The sequence below is a fragment of the Variovorax paradoxus NBRC 15149 genome (assembly GCF_001591365.1).
Taxonomy (GTDB): domain Bacteria; phylum Pseudomonadota; class Gammaproteobacteria; order Burkholderiales; family Burkholderiaceae_C; genus Variovorax; species Variovorax paradoxus.
This window is the reverse complement of the sequence record NZ_BCUT01000007.1, coordinates 471,893-491,589: the sequence shown is the minus strand read 5'-3', so window position 1 is coordinate 491,589 and position 19,697 is coordinate 471,893. Positions and strand designations below refer to the sequence as shown.

19 protein-coding genes and 1 tRNA gene are annotated in these 19,697 nt (G+C 68.6%); 6 read left to right on the top strand and 14 right to left on the bottom strand.

All coding sequences use genetic code 11. The features are described 5' to 3' along the window. The first annotated feature begins 56 nt into the window (after positions 1–56). Positions 57–488: a dihydroneopterin aldolase gene (locus tag VPA02S_RS27875; protein ID WP_018904599.1), complete on the top strand. Its 432-nt coding sequence runs from the start codon at positions 57–59 to the stop codon at positions 486–488. A 64-nt stretch (positions 489–552) separates the two neighbouring features. Here the strand turns inward: VPA02S_RS27875 and fae are convergent, their stop codons facing one another. From fae to cysS, 13 genes are all read right to left on the bottom strand, one after another. Beyond that, a complete protein-coding gene (gene fae / locus VPA02S_RS27870; RefSeq protein WP_012748178.1) occupies positions 553–1,065 on the bottom strand; it encodes a formaldehyde-activating enzyme in 513 nt (170 codons plus the stop codon). A gap of 83 nt (positions 1,066–1,148) precedes the next feature. Continuing rightward, on the bottom strand, positions 1,149–2,096 hold the full coding sequence (locus VPA02S_RS27865) for a triphosphoribosyl-dephospho-CoA synthase (protein ID WP_018904601.1): 948 nt from the start codon (positions 2,094–2,096) through the stop codon (positions 1,149–1,151). Beyond that, positions 2,096–3,049, bottom strand: coding sequence for an ATP-grasp domain-containing protein (locus tag VPA02S_RS27860; protein WP_018904602.1), 954 nt, complete (start codon positions 3,047–3,049; stop codon positions 2,096–2,098). Before VPA02S_RS27860 ends, VPA02S_RS27865 begins: the two co-directional genes overlap by 1 nt. A gap of 2 nt (positions 3,050–3,051) precedes the next feature. Further along, positions 3,052–4,059 carry a methenyltetrahydromethanopterin cyclohydrolase gene (mch, locus tag VPA02S_RS27855; protein WP_018904603.1) on the bottom strand — a complete coding sequence of 336 codons (1,008 nt, stop codon included), beginning with the start codon at positions 4,057–4,059 and terminating at the stop codon, positions 3,052–3,054. Continuing rightward, on the bottom strand, positions 4,056–5,198 hold the full coding sequence (locus VPA02S_RS27850; protein ID WP_038107181.1) for an ATP-grasp domain-containing protein: 1,143 nt from the start codon (positions 5,196–5,198) through the stop codon (positions 4,056–4,058). The genes mch and VPA02S_RS27850 overlap by 4 nt, the downstream gene beginning before the upstream one ends. Before the next feature lie 14 nt (positions 5,199–5,212). After that, positions 5,213–6,130, bottom strand: a complete 918-nt coding sequence (locus tag VPA02S_RS27845; protein WP_026284001.1) for an NAD(P)-dependent methylenetetrahydromethanopterin dehydrogenase — start codon at positions 6,128–6,130, stop codon at positions 5,213–5,215. 59 nt (positions 6,131–6,189) lie between these two features. Next, complete coding sequence (locus tag VPA02S_RS27840; protein WP_012748184.1) at positions 6,190–7,236, bottom strand: beta-ribofuranosylaminobenzene 5'-phosphate synthase family protein; 1,047 nt, start codon at positions 7,234–7,236, stop codon at positions 6,190–6,192. Positions 7,237–7,466: 230 nt separating this feature from the next. Next, a tRNA-Ser gene (locus tag VPA02S_RS27835) sits at positions 7,467–7,559 on the bottom strand. A 26-nt stretch (positions 7,560–7,585) separates the two neighbouring features. Further along, on the bottom strand, positions 7,586–8,854 hold the full coding sequence (locus VPA02S_RS27830; RefSeq protein WP_018904606.1) for an aspartate kinase: 1,269 nt from the start codon (positions 8,852–8,854) through the stop codon (positions 7,586–7,588). Between the two features lie 70 nt (positions 8,855–8,924). Then, the gene (gene tilS / locus VPA02S_RS27825) at positions 8,925–9,902 is read right to left on the bottom strand and encodes a tRNA lysidine(34) synthetase TilS (RefSeq protein WP_018904607.1); all 978 of its coding nucleotides are present in this window, start codon (positions 9,900–9,902) and stop codon (positions 8,925–8,927) included. A 24-nt stretch (positions 9,903–9,926) separates the two neighbouring features. After that, entirely contained in the window at positions 9,927–10,907 is a 981-nt protein-coding gene (locus tag VPA02S_RS27820) for an acetyl-CoA carboxylase carboxyltransferase subunit alpha (protein ID WP_012748187.1), read from the bottom strand. 16 nt (positions 10,908–10,923) lie between these two features. Further along, the gene (locus tag VPA02S_RS27815) at positions 10,924–11,577 is read right to left on the bottom strand and encodes a DNA-3-methyladenine glycosylase family protein (RefSeq protein ID WP_012748188.1); all 654 of its coding nucleotides are present in this window, start codon (positions 11,575–11,577) and stop codon (positions 10,924–10,926) included. 17 nt (positions 11,578–11,594) lie between these two features. Next, entirely contained in the window at positions 11,595–12,974 is a 1,380-nt protein-coding gene (cysS, locus tag VPA02S_RS27810; protein WP_018904608.1) for a cysteine--tRNA ligase, read from the bottom strand. Between the two features lie 192 nt (positions 12,975–13,166). On the opposite strand from cysS, the gene VPA02S_RS27805 reads away from it, so the two are divergent. The 5 genes from VPA02S_RS27805 (at position 13,167) to VPA02S_RS27785 (ending at position 16,591) form a co-directional block, all read left to right on the top strand. Continuing rightward, a complete protein-coding gene (locus tag VPA02S_RS27805) occupies positions 13,167–13,757 on the top strand; it encodes a tetratricopeptide repeat protein (RefSeq protein WP_012748190.1) in 591 nt (196 codons plus the stop codon). A gap of 84 nt (positions 13,758–13,841) precedes the next feature. Continuing rightward, positions 13,842–14,441 carry a peptidylprolyl isomerase gene (locus VPA02S_RS27800; RefSeq protein WP_018904609.1) on the top strand — a complete coding sequence of 200 codons (600 nt, stop codon included), beginning with the start codon at positions 13,842–13,844 and terminating at the stop codon, positions 14,439–14,441. 30 nt (positions 14,442–14,471) lie between these two features. Then, on the top strand, positions 14,472–14,984 hold the full coding sequence (locus VPA02S_RS27795) for a peptidylprolyl isomerase (protein ID WP_012748192.1): 513 nt from the start codon (positions 14,472–14,474) through the stop codon (positions 14,982–14,984). Between the two features lie 37 nt (positions 14,985–15,021). Then, positions 15,022–15,792 (top strand): UDP-2,3-diacylglucosamine diphosphatase, encoded by a 771-nt coding sequence (locus tag VPA02S_RS27790; RefSeq protein WP_018904610.1) that lies wholly within the window; start codon positions 15,022–15,024, stop codon positions 15,790–15,792. Positions 15,793–15,799: 7 nt separating this feature from the next. Further along, entirely contained in the window at positions 15,800–16,591 is a 792-nt protein-coding gene (locus tag VPA02S_RS27785) for a M90 family metallopeptidase (RefSeq protein WP_018904611.1), read from the top strand. A gap of 72 nt (positions 16,592–16,663) precedes the next feature. On the opposite strand, the gene VPA02S_RS27780 is transcribed toward VPA02S_RS27785, so the two are convergent. After that, a complete protein-coding gene (locus VPA02S_RS27780) occupies positions 16,664–19,594 on the bottom strand; it encodes a DUF349 domain-containing protein (RefSeq protein WP_051128014.1) in 2,931 nt (976 codons plus the stop codon). Between the last annotated feature and the right edge of the window lie 103 nt (positions 19,595–19,697).

The window sequence follows — 19,697 nt, the reverse complement described above, 5'->3', positions numbered from 1 at the left end:
CGAATGCCTCGCCTGCCTCGAACGCATCGCCCGACGCGGCCGAGGCAGCCGCGCCCATGGACCTGATCTTCATCGAGGGCTTCAGCGGCCAGACGGTGATCGGCATCCACGACTCCGAGCTGCATCATCCGCAGCCCCTCTTGATCGATGTGCACGCCGGCGTACCCCGCGCGCGCGCGTGCGACACCGACCGCATCGGCGACACCATCGACTACGGCATGGTGCGCGAGCGGCTGGTGCGGCTCATGGCCGAGCACCGGCTGCAACTGCTCGAGGCCTTTGCAGAGGCCATTGCCGACATCCTCATCGACGAATTCGGTGCCAGCTGGGTCCGCGTGAAGGTCGTGAAGCCGCGCAAGTTCGACGATGTGCAGGCGGTGGGGGTGCAGATCGACCGCCACGCGCCCACGCATCGCGCCTCGAAGCTGGGGCACGGCGCGACCGTGCTGAACTTTCTTGCGAGCGGCATGGTGCCCGCCAAGCACTGAACCTCCGAAGATAAAAAAGCCGACGCGTGAACCGCGTCGGCTTTTGTTCTTGCGGCTCAGAGGCTCAAAGATGGGCTGCGAACGGGTGTGCCGTCGTGCCCTTCTTGTCGACCACTTCCGCGGCGGTCGGCGAGCCGGCCACGGCGCGCTGGATGGCTTCGCGGGTGGCCTGGTAGTTGTAGTCCTGGATCTTCTTGTCGTCGTCGGCAAGCCAGTGGATGAACACGCCGACGCAGATGAACAGGTTGTCCGCCTCCGCCATGGGGATGGTGCCATCCTCGACGCTGTCGGCCACCGCCAGCGCCACGGCGCGCTGCGCCGGCCCGAACATCTGCACCGCCTGCTTGGCGCCCTTGATGGTCACTTTGTTGAACATCACGGTGGCCGGCTTGGTCAGCAGGTTGGGAGCCACGACTGCGAGCAGCGAAGTGAAGCCGTCCTTGTTGTTCGTCAACGCGTTCGCGAAGGCGGTCTCGGCAGCGCTGCCGCGCGGTCCGATGATCAGGTCGATATGGGCTACTTCGTTGCCGTCGCCAACGAGCGATTCGCCCACCATCAGTCGATCGATTTTTGCCATGGTTTCGAGTCTCCTCTCAGAGGTCCAAGGTGTTTAGGGTCAATACGACACCGGTCAGGAAGACCAGCGCAAAGCCATGGGTATCACGATCCGTGCCATCCATTGGCTGCCTCGCGCGCGGGCGCCGCGCACGAGCGGATCCAGCCCGAAAGCAGCAGCGCCGCCACGGTGAAATCGGCGCTGGTCCCGGGGTTGACGCCTGCGGCCTTGAGGGAAAAGTCCCAAGCGGCGAAGCCGGGGTCGGCGTCGAGCGCCACGCCCGCGCCGGCACGCTCCTGCCAGGCCTGCGCCGCCGTCATGACAGTCTGTGCCACGCGCTCGCCGTGTTTTCGAACAATGTGTGAATCAGGAAAGGCGCTCAGACAGGCCAGGTAAAGCCGTTGGACGAAAGCCACAGTGACGGTATCGGGCGGTGCACCGGCATCGGCCGGCGCCTCGCCCCAGCCCGCCGGTTGCATCGGTTGCTGGAACGCCAGCGCGAACAAGTCCGCGAACCCGTCGCGGTACTGGCGCGCGATGAGGTCACGGTCGGCGGCAAGCGCCATGGCGGCACGCAGGTCGACGCTGGGCGCATCGCGCACGTCCTCGGCCGGCGCGGTGCCCAGGCCTCCGGGATGCGCCTGCGCAATCGCGCGGTAGGCGGCGCGCGCATCGTCGATGTCGAGCGCGGCCAGCACCGACGCCACGGCCGCGCGCAAGGCCGCGGGGGTTGCGGCCTGCGGGTGCTGCTCCACCGCGAGCGCGATGGGCGCGCACAGCAGCAGGATGCCGAGGTTGGTGTTGCACCCCGCCACCGCCCAGGTGGCCGCCACGGCCGCCTCGATGCGCGCGCCGACGCGCAAGCCGGGCTCGAACAGCGCACCGGCCGCGGCCTCGGCGCTGGCAATGAACATCGAGGCCTGCATGCCGTGGCCTGGCGAAGCCTGGCTCACGTTGCCTGGCTTGCGCACGGCCACGTCGAGCCAGCAGGCGCGCAGGAAGCAGGCCCGTGCACGCTCGATGGCCGCCTGCCGCGCGTTCGTCGTCATCATCAGGCGCGGCGCTCCGGCGGCGGCAGGTTCTGCTGCACGAGGCGGCGCGCCTGCGCGAGCTTGCGGTCGAGCAGGTCGTCGACGATGGCGCGCGCAATGTTGAAGCCCGTCACGCGCTGCAGCCCCTGCCAGGCGGCCACGCCATTGACCTCGAGCACCTGGATCTTCGGCCCGCTGGCCGCCGCGATGAGGTCCACGCCCGCGTAGTCCATGTCGAGCGCCTGCGCCGCGCCTTCGGCCAGTTGCGCGAGCGCGGGCTCCAGCACGGCCGGCTCGCAGCGCGCGCCCTGGGCCACGTTGTGGATCCAGTGCATGCTGACGCGCCGCATCGCGGTGACGGCGCGTCCGCCCACCACCATCACGCGCCAGTCGAAGCCCGGCGAAGCCATGGGCGGCACGAAGCGCTGCAGATAGGCCAGACCCGCGTAGCGCGCATCGATGTCGGGCATCGGATGATGGACGCCGTCGACCTCGCCCACCAGCTGGAGGTTCTTGCCCTGCGAACCGAACAAAGGCTTGAGCACCAGCGCGTGGCCCGCGGCCATCTCGCGCATGGCGATGCGCCGCGCCTGGGCCGCCGACTCGGTGGCCCAGGTGGCAGGCGCGGGAATGCGCGCGGCATGCAGCAGCAGGCTGGTCATCGACTTGTCGACCGTGCGCTCGATGGCGCGCGCGTCGTTGTAGACCGGCACGCCGAGTTCGCGCAGCGCATGCAGCACGCCCAGCCGCTTGGTGACCTGCTCGAAGCTTCCGCCGGCGATGCCGCGCACCAGCACCGCATCGGGCAGCTCGCGGCCGTAGCCGGGAATGACCAGGCCATGCCATGCGGCAGTGGTGTCGATGTTGCAGTCGGCCAGGTCGACGCAGCGCCCCACCGCGCCGCGTGCGCGCAGCGCGGCCTGCAGCTGGCGCGTGTGCCAGCCGATCTCGTCCGTCATGATCACCACACGCATGGTCAGGCCTCCTGCAGCCACAGGCGCTGCAGCAGCGCCATGTCGGTCGCGCCGCCGTGCCAGGTGTTGCCGCTGTCGATGTTGCTGACCCACACCTCGGCCGGCGCGAACAAGGCGCCATCGATCTTGTAGAAGTCGTACTCGACCTCCTTGAAGATCTCGGCGAACGAGCGCCCGTGGTCGCGCGAATTGCGCGAGGGCAGCGCACGGGCCAGCTCGCGTGCCGCGGTGTCGTCGCCGCGGACCGTCAGGTGCACGCGGCCGCCGTAGAGGATGGCGTCGTTGGTGCGGCCCATGGCCTCGACGCCATCGGCGCTCGGCGACGGCAGCGGCGCGGTGCCGGCGCCCTCGACGATGTTGGCGAGCGCAAAGCCCAGCTCGTGCGCCTTGTGCAGCGCCACCTCGAGCACGCGCGCCACCACCTGCGTGGTGCCTGCGAGGCTGGTGGTGGGCGTGAGGATCAGGGTCAGCGCTTCGGCAGCCAGGCCGCAATCGCGCAGCAGCTTGTCGATCACGATCTTCGGCGGCGCGCGATCGACTTCCAGCACCAGCACGCCGCAGGGTGCATGGTCGCGGTAGCCCAGTTCGGCAAAGAGTTTTTCCTTGACCGCCAGCGCGCGCGCCGGCCCCGAGCCGAGCGAGAAGAACTTCTTGCCGCCGGTCTCTTCCTTGGTGGCCGAGAGGCTCCAGCCGGCGTACTGGCTGCCAAGGCAGGCCAGCACCGGCTGCGAACTGCGCACGTCGAGCCACGTGGGCCAGCCCTCGGCGGCGGCGCCGCTGCGCAGGTTCACATGCCCCAGCCCACCCATGCAGATCCCGCCGATCTGCAGGCCGGCCGCCACGCTGCCGCGCGCCTCGATGCCGGCATCGACGATGCGCGCGCCGCTCTCGTCGCGGCGCACTTGCAGCCCGAGCGCATCGGCATCGGCCAGCAGGCGCTCGACCAGCGGACGGGCCAGCAGGTTGACGCTCAGGCCCGACGCGGCCGCGGGCGGGGAAGTGTTGCTCATGCCTTGGTCTCCAGTGATTGCAGCAGCCGCTCGCGGCCTTCGTTCAGTCGGGTGCGCACCTGCTGCGCGCTGCTTCCGCTCGCGGTCAGGGTGCACACGGGGTCGTCGATGTCGAAGCGCTGGCCGGCTTCGGGCAGGTCGTGGATGCCGGGCCATGCAGCCAGGCGCTGCGCCGCAGCCGCGTCGAGCTGCAGCGGCTGCCGTGCGAAGACGATCTCGATGCCTTCGACCTCTTGCGCAGCCGATGGCACCGGCGGCGGCAGCTCGCCATGCAGGCAGGCACGCAGATGCGCCTGCATCACGCCCGGTGAACCGGCGCGCGCCTTATAGAGGCTCATGCTGGCCGGTGGCCTCGGATTGACCTCCAGCACGCCGATGGCGTCGCCGTCGCGCATGAAGTCGAGGCTGCACAGGCCGCGCAGTTCGAACTCCACGGCCAGAGCGCGCGCAATGGCCGTCACGCGGCGCGCGATGTCCTCTGCCACGGGCACCGGCCCGACGGCACCGCAGAACACGAAGGGCCGCGTGCCGAAGCGGCGCACGGTCTGCTCGTTGAAGCCGAGCACATGCACATCGCGGCCATTGGCGATGAAAGTGGCCGACATCGGCAGCCCGGCCATTTCGCGCTGGAAGTAGTGGTGCGAAGACGGCGGCTCGTCGATCGACCACGGCGCATGGCGCACATGCCAGCCGCCGCAGCCGTGCGCGTCTTTCATGAGCCATCCCGCGGGGTCCTCGGGCGGCTGCAGCAGCACTTGCGGAAATGGGATGACCTGCGCAGCAAGAAAGCCGAAGAAGGCCGCCGGATCGCGCAGGCGGCGCACGGCCGCGGGCGCGGTGCCGATCAGCGGCAGCACGGCCGCGCCCTCTTCCAGCAGATCGGGCTCGCCCTCGAAGCCGCTGCCTGCAATCCAGCCCTGCACCGGTTCGCTGTCCTTTGCGAGCGTGCGCAGCGCAGCCACCACGCTGGCCGCATCGATCTGCAAACTGCCGGGTGCGCCAATCGGCAGCCAGCGCGAAGCCGCGCGGCGCGTGTCGACATCGCCGAACAGATCGAGCGCAATCACCTTGAAGCCCTCGCTGGCCGCCGCCTCGGCCATGGCACGCGCGGAGATGGCGGCAACGGCGATCGTCTGCATGGTGCCCGCGGGCTTCAAGCCGTCTTTCCGGCCTGCTCGACCAGGAACGCGCGGGCCACCGCAAAGGCTTCGGGAAAGCTCAGCACCTGCGCTTTTTCGGCCTCGCACATCTGCACCAGCAGCCGATGCTGTGTCTGGTACTTGACGTTGCCCACCGCCAGCGCGCCGATGGCCACGGCCTGCGTGCCGGCCAATGGCTTGGCATCGTCCATCACGCCGACGCCGGCAATGCCTTCGGGCGGCACGGCATTCACGTCGGCCGCCACCTTGAGCCGCGTCGCGGCGCCGAGTGCCTCGCGGGAGACCACCTGCACGCCCGCGGCCGCGCAGGCCAGCAGCACGTCGGCATCGGCGATGGAGCGGCGCACGGCGTCGGGGTCGCCGCCCGAGAGGCCGTGCAGCTTCACGCCGAAGCGCTGCCCGGTTTCGTCGGCCGCTTCCTGCGCCGCGTCGATGCCGTTGCGGCTGGACAGGTACACCTCGGCACCGGCCCCTGCCGCGATCACGCCCGCCACGCGGCCCACCGGCCCCGTGCCGCCGAGGATCACCACGCGCTGGCCTTCCAGGCCCTGCCCATGGTGGCGCTTGAGCGCGGCCTCGACGCAGGCCACCATGGCCGCGGCCGTGGTGTAGGCACCGCTCGGGTCGGCCATTGCCGAGACGACGAAGGGCTTGACCATCGAGGTTCGCGCGCGCTCGAGCATGTCGGCCGCCAGCTGCGCATCGCGCCCGCCGATGAAGATGCCGGTGCGCGCCACGCCCTTCGGTCCGCGCGAGAAGATGGTGTCCTGCGTCAGCCCGGTGATGCGGTCCAGGCCCACTTCGCAGTACGGCACGATGATCTGGTAGCCGGCGTCCGCTGCCATGTTGATGTCGAACGGGCTCATCTGTTGGCCGGGGGTGAACATGTGGAGGATGCGGGGACGTTCCATGAGGGCCTGCGTTGGTTGATGTTGATGTGTGGAAGGTTGAGGGCGGGTGCTCTGCGGATTCAGCGGTTGCGCGATTCGGCGGCACGGCCGCGCACCACCGCCCCGCGGTTGCGGCCCGAGACGATGCGCAGCTCCAGCCGCGGGTCGAGCTGCCCGGAGGCACGTGCCGCATCGACCAGCATCTCGGCCCGCACGTGCGAAGGCACGATCGCAAAACTGGTGGGGCCCCACGAGCTCTGGCCGATGGCCGCGTCGTGCCCGCGGCTCGCATCCGCGAACCAGTGCATCAGCCGGCCGACCGCCGCGCTCGTGTAGATGCCACCCTGCGCCGGCGCGAAGTGCTCGCCGAGCAGCTGCTGCATGCGGTTGATGCCCGCGGCAAACGGCGCGAACTCCGCGCGCGCGGCGCCGGGCAGCACCCGCATCAGCACCTGGTGGCAGATCTCGGCCGCGGCCGTTTGCGGCAGGGGCGGCAAGGCCGCAATGGCTTTCTTCTCCGCGCCGCCCGACAGGCCCTTGTGCGTGGGGTCCTGGACCACGATGACGCGCCATTCCTCCGGAAACTCGATGCGCGACAGCAGCGGTGCGGGCAGCCCGTCGGCGCCCGGGCCGCCATCGAGCAGCAGGCCGCCGCTGTCGAAACCCGCAATGCCGATCCCGGAGCGCAGGCCGCGCCCGAGCCAGTGCGCCAGCGTGCCCGTGTCCAGATCGAGCCCATGCCATTCGGCAAAGGCCCGCCCGATCGCCGACGCCAGCTGCGTGCCCGAGCCGAAGCCCGCATGCGGCGGCAGCGCATGGCGCAGCCGCAGCGACAGCGGCGCGTGGCGGCCGCTGCGCTGCTTCAACACCGCCAGATAGTCCGCCGCGCGGGCCAGCTCCGCCCCGCCGGCCGGCGTGTCGGCCGATAGCTGGTCCGATGACGCGGACGCCGACAGTTCGAGGTCGGTGGTGAAGCCGTCGATCACGAGCCCCAGGCTGCCGAACGCGCGTCCCAGCGAACCCGAGGGGTCCAGAAAGCCCAGGTGCAGGCGCCCGGGCGCGCTCACGCTCACGGTGCGAACGCCCTGGTCGAGCCTGGAAGCAATGGCGAGATCGGCGGAGATCATGGGCGGCGGTGTGCGATGAGGCGAGGTCATGGACTCGCTTGTCATAGCAAGGGCCGTTCCGTCCATGCGCCCAGAGGGGACACCGGGGCCAGGGCGCGTTCAGGAGGCTGGCGATGTCCCAGGAGCGGGACAATGTGTCACGGCGCGCGGGGGCCGCTGCAGGGGGCGGCTGCTGCGGTTGCAGCGCCCAAATGAAAAACGCCCCGTGAGGGGCGTTTTTGTTTGCTATCTGGCGGAACCGGAGGGATTCGAACCCTCGATGAGGCTCTACACCCCATACTCCCTTAGCAGGGGAGCACCTTCGGCCACTCGGTCACAGTTCCTGAAAGAAGCCGAGATTATGCCACCATCAGGCGGCCGGTTGGTCCAGGTCGAAGGCTTTGTGCAGCGCGCGCACGGCCAATTCCATGTATTTTTCGTCGATCACGACCGAGGTCTTGATCTCGCTGGTGGAAATCATCTGGATGTTGATGCCCTCTTCGCTCAGCACGCGGAACATCTTGCTGGCAACACCCACGTGGCTGCGCATGCCGATGCCCACGATGCTGACCTTGCAGATCTTGGTGTCGCCCACGATCTCGGTCGCGCCCAGCGAGGGCATGACCTTCGACTGCAGCAGGTCGACCGTCTTCGCATATTCGTTGCGGTGCACCGTGAAGCTGAAGTCGGTCCGGCCGTCCTTGCTGAGGTTCTGGATGATCACGTCGACTTCGATGTTGGCGTCTGCCACGGCACCGAGGATGTGATACGCGATGCCCGGCTTGTCGGGCACGCCGAGCACCGAGATCTTGGCTTCGTCGCGGTTGAAAGCGATGCCGGATACGACGGCTTGTTCCATGTTTTCGTCTTCCTCGAAAGTGATCAGCGTGCCTGACTTGGCCTCTTCATTGATGTCGATGTCCCACGGCGTGAAGCTCGAGAGCACACGCAGCGGCACCTTGTACTTGCCGGCGAATTCCACCGAGCGGATCTGCAGCACCTTGGAGCCCAGGCTCGCCATCTCGAGCATCTCTTCGAAGCTCACGGTCGAGAGGCGGCGCGCATCGGGCTCCACGCGCGGATCGGTGGTGTAGACGCCGTCGACGTCGGTGTAGATCAGGCACTCGTGCGCCTTCATCGCGGCCGCAATGGCCACGGCCGAGGTGTCGCTGCCGCCGCGGCCCAGCGTGGTGATGTTGCCTTCGTCGTCCACGCCCTGGAAGCCGGTGATGACCACCACCTTGCCGGCGTCCAGGTCGGCGCGCACGCGCTCGTCGTCGATGCTCTCGATGCGCGCCTTGGTGTAGGAGTTGTCGGTGCGCACCGACACCTGCCAGCCCGCGTAGCTCACGGCCTGCATGCCCTCGGCCTGCAGCGCAATGGCCAGCAGCGCAGACGACGCCTGCTCGCCGGTCGAGGCGAGCATGTCGAGTTCGCGCCCGTGGGCGTCGCTCGGTTTGCTCGGCGCCAGTTCCTTGGCCAGGCCGAGCAGGCGATTGGTCTCGCCGCTCATGGCACTCGGGACCACGATCATCTGGTGGCCGGCGCGCGCCCACTTGGCGACGCGCTTGGCGACATTCTTGATGCGCTCGGTCGAGCCCATCGACGTACCGCCGTATTTGTGAACGATCAATGCCATGGATGAATTCAGAGAAATGGGAAGGGCCGCCGCTGCACCTCCGAGTGCCAGCGCGGCGCCCTGCAAGCCGTCAGCGCGAAGCCTTGGGCGAGGGCCCGGAATTGTACCAATGCAGCAGGTCGCCCCTGCGCTGGGCGAATCCATTGGCCACCTTGAGGTGGATCCGGTGGCCGCGGGTGGTGCAGGCCCGGACCTGGTCCAGCAGCTGGTCGAGCTGCGCCGCGCTGGGCGCGCAGCCGTGCGCCTGCATCAGCCAGTGCCGCAGCACATTGGCCTGCCGCGCGCGTGAAAGCGCCTGCAGCGCGGCGATGCGGGGCGGGTTGCCCACCACGACCAGGTCCTGCGCCGCGAGTTCGCCCAGCAGTTCCTGCGCCTGCGCGGCATGGCCGATGCTGCGGGCGAAGGTGGCGCGGAACTGCGGGAAGGTCCGCGCGAGCGCGGGCAGCAGCACGGCGCGGATCCGGTTGCGGGTGTAGCGCTCGTCCTCGTTGGTCGGGTCTTCGATCCACGGCAGGTCGACGCTTTTGAGCCACGCGCGGATGTCGGCACCGGGCACCGCCAGCAGCGGGCGGTAGATGTCCAGCCCGTTGCGCCGCGCATGCGCGGGCATGGCCGCGAGGCCCGGCAGGCCGGCGCCCCTGGAGAGCGCCAGAAAAAGGGTTTCGACCTGGTCGTCCGCATGGTGCCCGAGGACTATCGATTCGATAGCGCCAAGCGCCGTATCCATGCGCGCCATGGCCGCAAAAGCGTCGTAGCGGGCGCGGCGCGCCGCATCTTCGGGGCTGTCGCCCTGGGCATGGCGCGCGTCCACGCGGTGCACCGCGAGCGGCACGCCGAGGCGTTCGCACACGGCCGCGCAATGGCGCTCGAAATCATCGGCCGCGGCCTGCAGGCCGTGGTGCACATGAAAGGCAACAACCTGTCCGGGCCAGGCCGAGGCGCAAGCGGCAAGCAGCGCCGTGGAATCCGCGCCGCCGCTGAAGCCCACCGCCAGCGGCAGATGCGCCGGCTCGAACGCGGCCATGGCGCGTTCGAAGGCTTCGTTCATGGAAGGAGCAGCGCGCTGGCTTGTTTATCTGCCGGTGTCGGCCTTGGTGTCGTTGAAGCGCCCGTAGCTCTGCAGGCGCTCGTAGCGGCGCTCGAGCAGTTCCTTCGGCTTCAGGTCGCTGACCTGGCGGAAGGCGTCGTTGAGCGCGCGCTTGAGGAAAGCGGCCATCTGGCGGTGGTCGCGGTGCGCCCCGCCGACCGGTTCGTTCACGATCTTGTCGACCAGGCCCAGCGCCTTCAGGCGGTGCGCCGTGATGCCGAGCGCATCGGCCGCTTCCTGCGCCTTGTCGCTGGTCTTCCAGAGAATGGAGGCGCAGCCTTCGGGGCTGATGACCGAGTAGATCGAATACTGCAGCATCACGAGCTGGTCGCCCACCGAGATGGCCAGCGCGCCGCCGGAGCCGCCTTCGCCGATGATGGTGACGATGATCGGCACCTCGAGCTGCGCCATCTCGTAGATGTTGCGGCCGATGGCCTCGGACTGGCCGCGCTCCTCGGCATCGATGCCCGGATAGGCGCCGGGCGTATCGACGAAGGTGAAGACCGGCAGCTTGAACTTCTCGGCCGTCTTCATGAGGCGCAGCGCCTTGCGGTAGCCCTCGGGCTTGCTCATGCCGAAGTTGCGCGCGGTGCGCTCCTTGGTGTCGCGCCCCTTCTGGTGGCCGAGCACCATGCAGGGCGTGCCGTTGAAGCGCGCCAGGCCGCCCACGATGGAGAGGTCGTCGGAAAAATGCCGGTCGCCGTGCAGTTCGACGAAGTCGGTGAAGATCTCGTTGACGTAGTCGAGCGTGTAGGGCCGCTCCGGATGCCGCGCGATCTTGGTGATCTGCCAGGGCGTCAGGTCGCTGTAGATGTCCTTGGTGAGCTGCTGGCTCTTCTTGCCGAGCTGGTCGATTTCCTCCGAGATGTCGACCGCCGATTCGGTCTGTACATAGCGCAGTTCTTCGATCTTTGTTTCGAGTTCAGCAATGGGCTGCTCGAAGTCGAGGAAGGTTCGTTTCGCCAACGTCTTCTCCTGTTGTTCAGTATGCGACCGGTACCGGGTCGAGCGATCGCCAAATATACCAAGTCGCAACGCTGCAATACGGGGCCCAGGCCACGGCGACGTCGCGGGCATCGCTGCGGCTCACGGGATCGCCCGAAAAATAGTTGACGCTGATGCCGTTGAGCAGGCCCAGGTCGTCGACCGGCAGCACGTTGGGCCGCATCAGGTGGAAGATGAGGAACATCTCGGCCGTCCAGCGGCCGATGCCGCGGATGGCCACGAGTTCATCGATGATGAGCTCGTCGGCCATGTCCTTCCAGGCGTCGACGTGCACCGCGCCCGAATCGAAATGAATGGCCAGGTCCACCAGGTACTCGATCTTGCGCGCCGACAGCCCTGCCGCGCGCATGTCGTCGACCTTGAGCTTGAGCACGTTGGCCGGCGTGAGCTTGCGCGGCAGCACCACGAACTTGTCCCACACGGTCTGCGCGGCCTTCACCGAAATCTGCTGGCCCACGATGCTGCGTGCGAGCGTTGTGAATGCGTCGCCGCGCGACTCGAGGCAGGCATCGCCGAACTTCGGGATCAGCCGCTTCATCACGCGGTCCTTCCTGGACAGGTGCTTGCAGGCCTCTTCCCAATAGTCCGGCGTGAAGATCTGGACCGCCGGGTTTTTCGAGGAAGCAGGCATGGGATTCGTGGTTCCGTTCACTGCGCTGCGGCCCAGGTTGTGCCGGTGGGCGAATCCTTGAGCACGATGCCCTGCGCCAGGAGGTCGTTGCGGATACGGTCGGCCTCGGCGAAGTTCTTGGCCGCCTTGGCGGCCGCGCGCGCATCGATCTGCGCCTGGATGGCGGACTCGGCTAGCGTGGTGCCCGCGCGCAGGAAGCGCTTCGGGTCGTCCTGCAGGATGTTCAGGCATCCGCCGAGCGCCTTCAGCAGCCCGGCCTGCGCGGGCGACTGCGTGCGGTTCACTTCGCCCGCCAGGTCGAACAGCACGGCCACGGCCTCGGGCGTTGCAAAGTCCTCGTCCATTGCGGCCTTGAAGCGCGCCGCATACGGATCGTTCCAGTCGATGGCCGCCAACGCCTGCGGCGCGACCAGGTCGAGCGACGTGTAGAGCCGCTTGAGCGAGGCTCGGGCGTCGTCGAGATGCACGTCGCTGTAGTTGAGCGGACGGCGGTAGTGCGCCCGCACGACGAAGAAGCGGATGGTCTCGGCGTCGTACTTCTTGAGCACGTCGCGGATCAGGAAGAAGTTGCCCAGGCTCTTGGACATCTTCTCGTTGTCGGTCACGATGAAGCCGTTGTGCATCCAGTAGTTGGCCAGCGGCTTGCCGGTTGCGCCTTCGCTCTGCGCAATTTCGTTCTCGTGATGCGGGAACTGCAGGTCTTCGCCGCCACCATGGATGTCGAGCGTTTCACCCAGCAGCTCGCAAGCCATGGCCGAGCACTCGATGTGCCAGCCGGGGCGGCCCGGGCCGAACTCGCTGGCCCACTTCACTTCTTCGGGTTCGCTCGGCTTGGCGCTCTTCCAGAGCACCGGGTCGAGCGGATCGTCCTTGCCGTCGAGCACCGCCACGCGCTCGCCCGCGTGCAGCTCGTCGATGGACTTGCCGCTGAGCTTGCCGTAGCCCGGAAACTTGCGCACCGCGTAGTTCACGTCGCCGTTCTCCGCGCGGTAGGCCAGGCCCTTCTTCTCGAGCGTGCCGATCATCGACAGCATCTGCGGGATGTAGTCGGTGGCGCGGGGTTCGTGGGTGGGCCGCTCGATGCCGAGCGCATCGGCATCTTCGTGCAGCGCATCGATCATGCGGTCGGTGAGCGAACGGATGGTTTCGCCGTTCTCGACCGCGCGGCGAATGATCTTGTCGTCGATATCGGTGATGTTGCGCACGTAGGTCACGGCCAGGCCGCTGGCCTTGAGCCAGCGCTGCACCAGGTCGAAGGCGATCATCGAGCGCGCATGGCCCAGATGGCAGAGGTCATAGACCGTCATGCCGCACACGTACATGCGCACCCGGCCCGGTTGCAATGGGGAGAACTCCTCCAGTTCACGCGAAAGCGTGTTGTAGATGCGCAGACTCATGAGGCTCGGAAAGCGTCGCTTCGCGCTCGTGCGGTACGGGCGAACGACGGTGTATTTCAGGGGTGACGGGACAGTGGCCACGAGGGGTTGGACATGGCCCCTCGGCTACAATGCACCGCAGTATAAACGGCTGCTGCCGTGTCCATTCCGGGTGTTTTCGAAGCCCGCATTTCCCACTCCTGCCGAGGCTTCATGAAGCACGTCGCGTTCTCCAAACTCTCCATCGCCTTCGCACTGCTGTTCAGCCTGTGGGGTTCCGCGGCCTACGCCAACGACTACGACGACGTGAACACCCTGCTGCGCCAGGGCAAGTCGAACGAGGCGCTCGCCAAGGCCGACGCCTACATCGCCGGCAAGCCGCGCGATCCGCAGATGCGCTTCCTGCGCGGCGTGATCCTCACCGAGCAGAAGAAGCAGAACGAGGCCATTGCCGCGTTCACGCAGATGACGCAGGATTTCCCCGAACTGCCCGAGCCCTACAACAACCTGGCCGCGCTCTATGCAGCGCAGAGCAAGTTCGACCAGGCGCGCGCCGCGCTGGAGCAGGCGCTCAGGCTCAACCCCAACTACGCCACCGCGCACGAGAACCTCGGCGACGTGTACGCCCGCCTGGCGGCCCAGGAATATGTGCGAGCGCAGCAATTCGCCAGCACCAACGCCAGCGTGGCGCCCAAGCTCTCGCTGATCCGCCAGATCTTCACGCCCAAGGCCGAGGCCGATGCCGCGGCCCTGCCGGCGGCACCGCCTGAAGCCCGCAAGCCGGTCGGCCGCGCCAGCAAGTAAAACGACAACCGCCGGCAGCATCCTGGCCACGGCCGCTTGCATTGCCCGGCCCGCGCCCCACATCATTCGCACACGGAGCCATCCTTGACGATCCAAGCCCCTTCCCTGTCCACCCGCTTCAGCCGCCGCGGCGCGCTCGTGCTGGCCGCCTCGCTCGCACTTGCCGGCGCCGTCCATGCACAGCAGCCCGGCCCGCGCGTGAAGCTCGCCACCTCGGCCGGCGACATCCTGGTCGAGCTCGACCAGGCCAAGGCACCCCAGACGGTCGAGAACTTCCTGCAGTACGTCAAGGACAAGCACTACGACGGCACCGTGTTCCACCGCGTGATCGACGGCTTCATGATCCAGGGCGGCGGCTTCACGGCCGACATGCAGCAAAAACCCACGCGCGCGCCCATTCCGCTCGAAGCCAGCAACGGCCTGAAGAACGACCGCTACACCATCGCAATGGCGCGCACGGGCAATCCGAATTCGGCCACCTCGCAGTTCTTCATCAACGTGAAGAACAACGATTCGCTCAACGCGCCCAACCCCGACGGCTACGGCTACACGGTGTTCGGCCGCGTCGTGGCCGGCACCGAGGTGGTCGACAAGATCCGTGCCGTGCAAACCGGTAACAAGGGCGGCATGCAGAACGTGCCGCTCGAGCCCATCATCATCAAGTCCGCCACACTGGCGAAATAATTTCCGAACATCCGAAGGAAGGACTCCCTCATGAGCAACCCCAAAGTCGAACTCCACATCAAGAACTACGGCGTGATCACGCTCGAACTCGACAGCGCCAAGGCGCCGAAGTCGGCCGAGAACTTCGTCAACTATGTGAAGAACGGTCACTACGACAACACGGTGTTCCACCGCGTGATCCCGGGCTTCATGGTGCAAGGCGGCGGCTTCGAGCCCGGCATGAAGCAAAAGCCCACCGGCGCCGAGATCGAGAACGAAGCCAACAACGGCCTCAAGAACGACAACTACACCGTCGCCATGGCGCGCACCAGCGCACCGCACTCGGCCACCGCCCAGTTCTTCATCAACGTGGCCGACAACGGCTTCCTGAACCACACCGCGCCCTCGGCCCAAGGCTGGGGCTACGCGGTGTTCGGCAAGGTCACCGGCGGCACCGACGTGGTGGACAAGATCAAGGCCGTGAAGACGGGCCGCAAGGGCTTCCACGACGACGTGCCGCTCGAGGACGTGGTGATCGAGAAGGCCGTCCTCGTCGCGGAATAACGCGCGGACCGGCGAACGAACGCGGCGCGGCACGGGCATGGCGGAACCTCCGGTTTTCAAGGAACTGCTCGCCCCGCCCGCGTGGCGCACCGTCGACCTGATCTCCGACCTGCACCTGCAGGTCGACGAGCCCGCCACCTTCGAGGCCTGGCGCGGCTATCTGGAGACCACGCCGGCCGATGCGCTCGTCATCCTGGGCGACCTGTTCGAGGTGTGGGTGGGCGACGACGCCGCCGCCCTGCCCGGCTTCGAGGCCGAATGCGCCGAGCTGCTGCGCCGCACGGCCGAGCGGCTGCCGGTGTACTTCATGCACGGCAACCGCGACTTCCTCGTGGGCCCGGCGCTCGCTGCCCAGTGCGGCTTCACGCTGCTGGACGACCCCACGGTGCTGGTGCTGCATGGCGAACGCTGGCTGCTGAGCCATGGCGACATCCTTTGCCTGGACGACACCGACTACCTCCAGTTCCGCGCCCAGGTGCGCACGCCCGAATGGCAGGCCGCCTTCCTGGCCAGGCCGCTGGCCGAGCGCCGCGCGCTCGCGCGCTCCATGCGCGCGCAAAGCGAAGACCGCAAGCGCAACCCCTCGGCCGTCTGGGCCGACGTGGACGGCGGCGCCGCGCGCCAGTGGCTGCAGCAGGCGCGCGCGCACACGCTGGTGCACGGCCACACGCACCGCCCGGCCGATCACGACCTGGGCGACGGCCTCAGCCGCATCGTCCTCAGCGACTGGGATGCCGCAGCCCATCCGCCGCGCGCGCAGCTGCTGTGCCTGTCCCCCGCCGGCGCACAGCGCGTCGACCTGCGCTAGCGCGGGTATGTTCAAGTGGCTGCGCCGGCTGCGCGCCCTGCCCTCCATCCCTGAAGACGCCTGGCAGGCCACGCTGGCGCGCTATGCCTTTCTTGGCGAGCTTCCGCACGACATGCAGCTGCGGCTTCGAACCCTCTCGGCCGAGTTCCTGCGCGACAAGGAATTTCATGGCACCCAGGGCTTCGTCATCACCGACGAGGTCGCGCTGGCCATCGCCGCGCAGGCGGTGCTGCCGATCCTCAACCTGAAGGGCGGGCTGGACTGGTACGACGATTTCGTCGGTATCGTGGTGCATCCGTCGGAGGTCGTCGCGCGGCGCAAGATCGTCGACGAGGCGCAGGTGGTGCACGAATACGACGAAGTGGTGGCCGGCGAGGCCATGGACCGCGGGCCGGTGATGCTGAGCTGGCAGGACGTGCTCGCGAGCGGCATCACGACGGGCGGCGGCTACAACGTCGTGATCCACGAATTCGCCCACAAGATCGACATGCGCGCAGGCGACGCCGACGGCTGCCCGCCGCTGCCGCCCGGCTTTGCGGGCAAGCGAAGCGCACGCGAGGCCCGCGCCGCCTGGCTCGCGGTGCTGCAGCCGGCGTACGAGGACTTCCGCGAGAAAACCATCCTGGCCGAGCGCTTCGGCGCGGAGCCGCCATGGCTCGACGACTACGGGGCGGTGTCGATCAGCGAATTCTTCGCGGTGGCCTGCGAGGCCTACTTCGTGAACCGCACGGCCTTTGCGCGGGATTTTCCGTCGGTGCTCGCGCTCTTCGACGAATTCTTCGGACGCGGCCAGGCCTGATCGCCGCGCGCGGCCGGGCAAAAGAAAAGCGCCCGTGGGCGCTTTTCTTCTTTGGCAGGACGACGATCCCGCCTACTTGCGCAGCAGCGCCTTCAGCGCATTCTGCAAACGGCGCGCGCTCGCAGGGTCATGGGCCGCCGCCAGCACCTTGCCGGCGTCCTGGCCCCAGGTCTGGGCCGGTGCCGGATCGCCGCGCTTGGTCAGCAGCTTGAGCTGCAATGCACGGCGCGCTTCGAGCTGCTCGGCCGGCGTCGGCACTTCGGCGGCCATTTCGAGGCGCAGCAGTGCTTCGGCAGCTTCATCGGGCGCGGCCTTGGGCGCCGTGCCGATGGCCTGGGACCAGCCGCTGCGCACCGCGGGCGTCACCGCGCGTCCGAGTTCCTGCACGCTGGGCAGCCGCGAGGCATCGCGCTGTTCCCATGCGCCGAGCACCTGCGTGAGCGCTTCGCCGTGGGCCTGCGCCGCAAGCTTGCGCAGTGCGAGGTCGGCGCGCTCGAGCGCTTCGCGCTGGGCGCGGAAAGCGGCGTCGCCGAGCCGCGGACCACGGTCCTCGAAGCGCGGCGGACGGTCGCCGAAGCGTCCGGCCGGCGCACCGCGGTCGCCGCCACGGCCATCGGGACGCGCCGCGCCGCGATCACCGGGACGGCCAGGGCCGCCCGGCCCCGGACGGGCACCGTCGCGCCGATCGCCGAAGCGGCCGCCTGCACGGCCCGCGGGCACGGCGTCGGCCTTCTTGTTGCCGGGACGGTCGTCGCCGCGCACGGCAACCACGGGCTTGGGAGCGGGCTTCGGCGGTGCGGGCGGTGCCTTGGCTTCTTCGGCCGCGGCAGCTTCGCCGGCGTCATGTGCCGCCACGTCGGAGCGCGCTGATGCGTCGGCACCGTCGGCCGGCGCGACGAGGTCCGGGCTGGCCGCGGCACGGGCCGGAGCGTGCGTGCCCGGCTGGGCTTCCGCGTCGCTCGAGCCCGGCGCCTGCTCGGCGCTTTCGCCGAACTCGGCCGCGGCCTGTCCGGGCGCAACCACTTCGGTGGCGCCCACGGCGGGGCCGTCGCTCGAGGGCTCAGGCTTTGCGGCAGGTGCCGGCGCAGGCGGAGGCGCCTCGCCGCGCAGCGCGGCTTCGAGCCGCGCGATGGCGGCGCGGATCTTCTGCACGTCGCCGCCGGCATTGGCCGCGTCCAGTGCCTTGGAGGCCTCGAGCACATGGCGGTCGTGCTCGCTCATTGCAGAGGAGACCTTTTCGCGCTCGGCGGTCTTGCGGTTGAAGGCTTCGTCGATGGGTGCGCGGAACGCGTCCCACAGCTTTTGCTCATGCCGGCGGTCGAGCGGCACGCCCTGGGCCTCGGCCTGCCAGCGCTGCTGCAGCGCCTTGACGGCATCGATGCGCAGCATGGGCTGGGCGCCGAGCTCGGCGGCTTCCGCGATCATGGCCTGGCGCCGTTCGATACTGGCCTTTTGCGCCGCCTCGAAGGGTGCGCGCGCGGCGCCGAAGGCTTCGTTCCACTGCGGCTGCAGCTCGGCGAAGATCTTCTCGCCCACGTGGCCGGCATCGCGCCAGCGGTCGGCAAACTGATGCAGCGCGCGGTTGTGCGCCTTCAGGTCGGTGGGGTTGGCGTGCTCGGCCGCCCAGGCCCGCACTTCTTCGATCAGCGCCACGCGGTGCGCGCGGTGCTCGGCCGCATCGGCGCGCACCTTCTCGAGCCAGGCCTCGACCACCTTGTGGGCTTCGTTGCAGGCTTCGTCGAAGCGCTTCCAGAGCGCATGGTTCGGCATGCCGCCCTGGTCGGCCTGCTTCCACTGGTCGCGCAGCGAGCGCAGGGTTTCCTGCATCTTGCGGCCGCCAAGGGCCTGGCCTTCGGGGCGCTTGAGCAGGCCTTCGGCCTTGGCGACGAGGTCTTCGCGCACCTTGTCGGCGCTCCAGCGCTGCCAGCCTTCGAGCTCGCCGGCTGCGACCAGCGCCGCATGCACGCGCGCCTCGAGCGGTGCCTCGACCAGCTTGCCGTGTTCCTTCAGCACCGCACGCAATGCGGCGGCCGCGCCGGCGCTGGCCTTGCCGTGGCCTTCGGCGGTTTCCTGTTCGAGCTTGGCCAGGGCCGCCTGCACGGCGTCCTGCGCCGCTGCACGCACGGCCGGGTCGACCTTGGGCGCCGCGGGCTTGGCGGGCGCCGCCTTGGGTGCGACGACTTCGCCGCGCGCGGCGCGAAGTTCGTCGGCCCACACCGGCACCGGCGGCAAGGGAGCGGCAGCGTCGGCGGCCGCGGCCTGCGCCTGGGCCAATGCCGCATGGAACGCATCGGAGACGACCAGCAACTGCGCCTTCGACGCTTCGAGCTGCGGGGCAAACCTGGCATCCAGGCTGTTCCAGTTGGCATCGGCCGTGATGTCGGCGGCCTGCTGCTGCCAATGGGCCACGTCGGCGCGCAGCGATTCCTCGGCGGCCTGGGCGTCCTGCCAGCCCTTGGTCGACAGCACCTCGAAGCGCTGGGCCAGCAGCACGGCGGCCTCGCGGTGCACCTGGGCGCGGTGCTGCAGGTCTTCGATGCCCTTGACGCGTTCGGCCAACTGCACCTTGAAACCCGCGAGCGGTTCGCGCGAGAGGGGCGCGCCGGCCTTGGCGGCGTCGCGCTGCCAGGCGAGCGCATCGGCGATGTTGAGCTTGGGCTGGGCCAGCAGCGCCTCGGCCTTTTGTGCCCATTCGGCGGCAATGGCCTCCTGGCTCTTGGCGCGCTTGAGTTCGTCGAGCTTTTCGCGCAGCAGGCGCGCGGCGCCCTTGTCGCGGCCGCTCAGCTCCTTGAAGACTTCCTGCATCTGCTCGGGCGCGGGGTTGCCTGCGAGCCAGTCGCGGATGCGCGCGGCGCGCTCGCCCGAAGTTGGCGCGGTGAAGGCGCCGCCGGTGAGCGTGTCGAGGGCCTGGAGGTCGTGTGGCTTGGAAGAAGTAGAGGTCACTTGCGCGAAATCGTTGTCTGAAGAGAGAAAGCGAAGGCGCCGGCAAAGGCCGGCGCACATCGACATTTTCACCCAGTTGTGGCGGGCGGTTGAATTCCATGCCGCAACCGCAGCCAAATGGCTGCCGGAAGCGGCGCGGGATGGCTACCTATATGGCGAGGCG

Bases quoted from the DNA above. Each gene is read 5' to 3' on its own strand.
- VPA02S_RS27875 (WP_018904599.1), top strand. From the start codon at position 57: ATGGACCTGATCTTCATCGAGGGCTTCAGCGGCCAGACGGTGATCGGC.
- VPA02S_RS27805 (WP_012748190.1), top strand. From the start codon at position 13,167: ATGAAGCACGTCGCGTTCTCCAAACTCTCCATCGCCTTCGCACTGCTG.
- VPA02S_RS27790 (WP_018904610.1), top strand. From the start codon at position 15,022: ATGGCGGAACCTCCGGTTTTCAAGGAACTGCTCGCCCCGCCCGCGTGG.
- tilS (WP_018904607.1), bottom strand. From the start codon at position 9,902: ATGAACGAAGCCTTCGAACGCGCCATGGCCGCGTTCGAGCCGGCGCAT.
- VPA02S_RS27830 (WP_018904606.1), bottom strand. From the start codon at position 8,854: ATGGCATTGATCGTTCACAAATACGGCGGTACGTCGATGGGCTCGACC.
- VPA02S_RS27785 (WP_018904611.1), top strand. From the start codon at position 15,800: ATGTTCAAGTGGCTGCGCCGGCTGCGCGCCCTGCCCTCCATCCCTGAA.
- VPA02S_RS27845 (WP_026284001.1), bottom strand. From the start codon at position 6,130: ATGGAACGTCCCCGCATCCTCCACATGTTCACCCCCGGCCAACAGATG.
- fae (WP_012748178.1), bottom strand. From the start codon at position 1,065: ATGGCAAAAATCGATCGACTGATGGTGGGCGAATCGCTCGTTGGCGAC.
- VPA02S_RS27840 (WP_012748184.1), bottom strand. From the start codon at position 7,236: ATGATCTCCGCCGATCTCGCCATTGCTTCCAGGCTCGACCAGGGCGTT.
- cysS (WP_018904608.1), bottom strand. From the start codon at position 12,974: ATGAGTCTGCGCATCTACAACACGCTTTCGCGTGAACTGGAGGAGTTC.
- VPA02S_RS27815 (WP_012748188.1), bottom strand. From the start codon at position 11,577: ATGCCTGCTTCCTCGAAAAACCCGGCGGTCCAGATCTTCACGCCGGAC.
- VPA02S_RS27850 (WP_038107181.1), bottom strand. From the start codon at position 5,198: ATGCAGACGATCGCCGTTGCCGCCATCTCCGCGCGTGCCATGGCCGAG.
- mch (WP_018904603.1), bottom strand. From the start codon at position 4,059: ATGAGCAACACTTCCCCGCCCGCGGCCGCGTCGGGCCTGAGCGTCAAC.
- VPA02S_RS27860 (WP_018904602.1), bottom strand. From the start codon at position 3,049: ATGCGTGTGGTGATCATGACGGACGAGATCGGCTGGCACACGCGCCAG.
- VPA02S_RS27795 (WP_012748192.1), top strand. From the start codon at position 14,472: ATGAGCAACCCCAAAGTCGAACTCCACATCAAGAACTACGGCGTGATC.
- VPA02S_RS27865 (WP_018904601.1), bottom strand. From the start codon at position 2,096: ATGATGACGACGAACGCGCGGCAGGCGGCCATCGAGCGTGCACGGGCC.
- VPA02S_RS27780 (WP_051128014.1), bottom strand. From the start codon at position 19,594: ATGTGCGCCGGCCTTTGCCGGCGCCTTCGCTTTCTCTCTTCAGACAAC.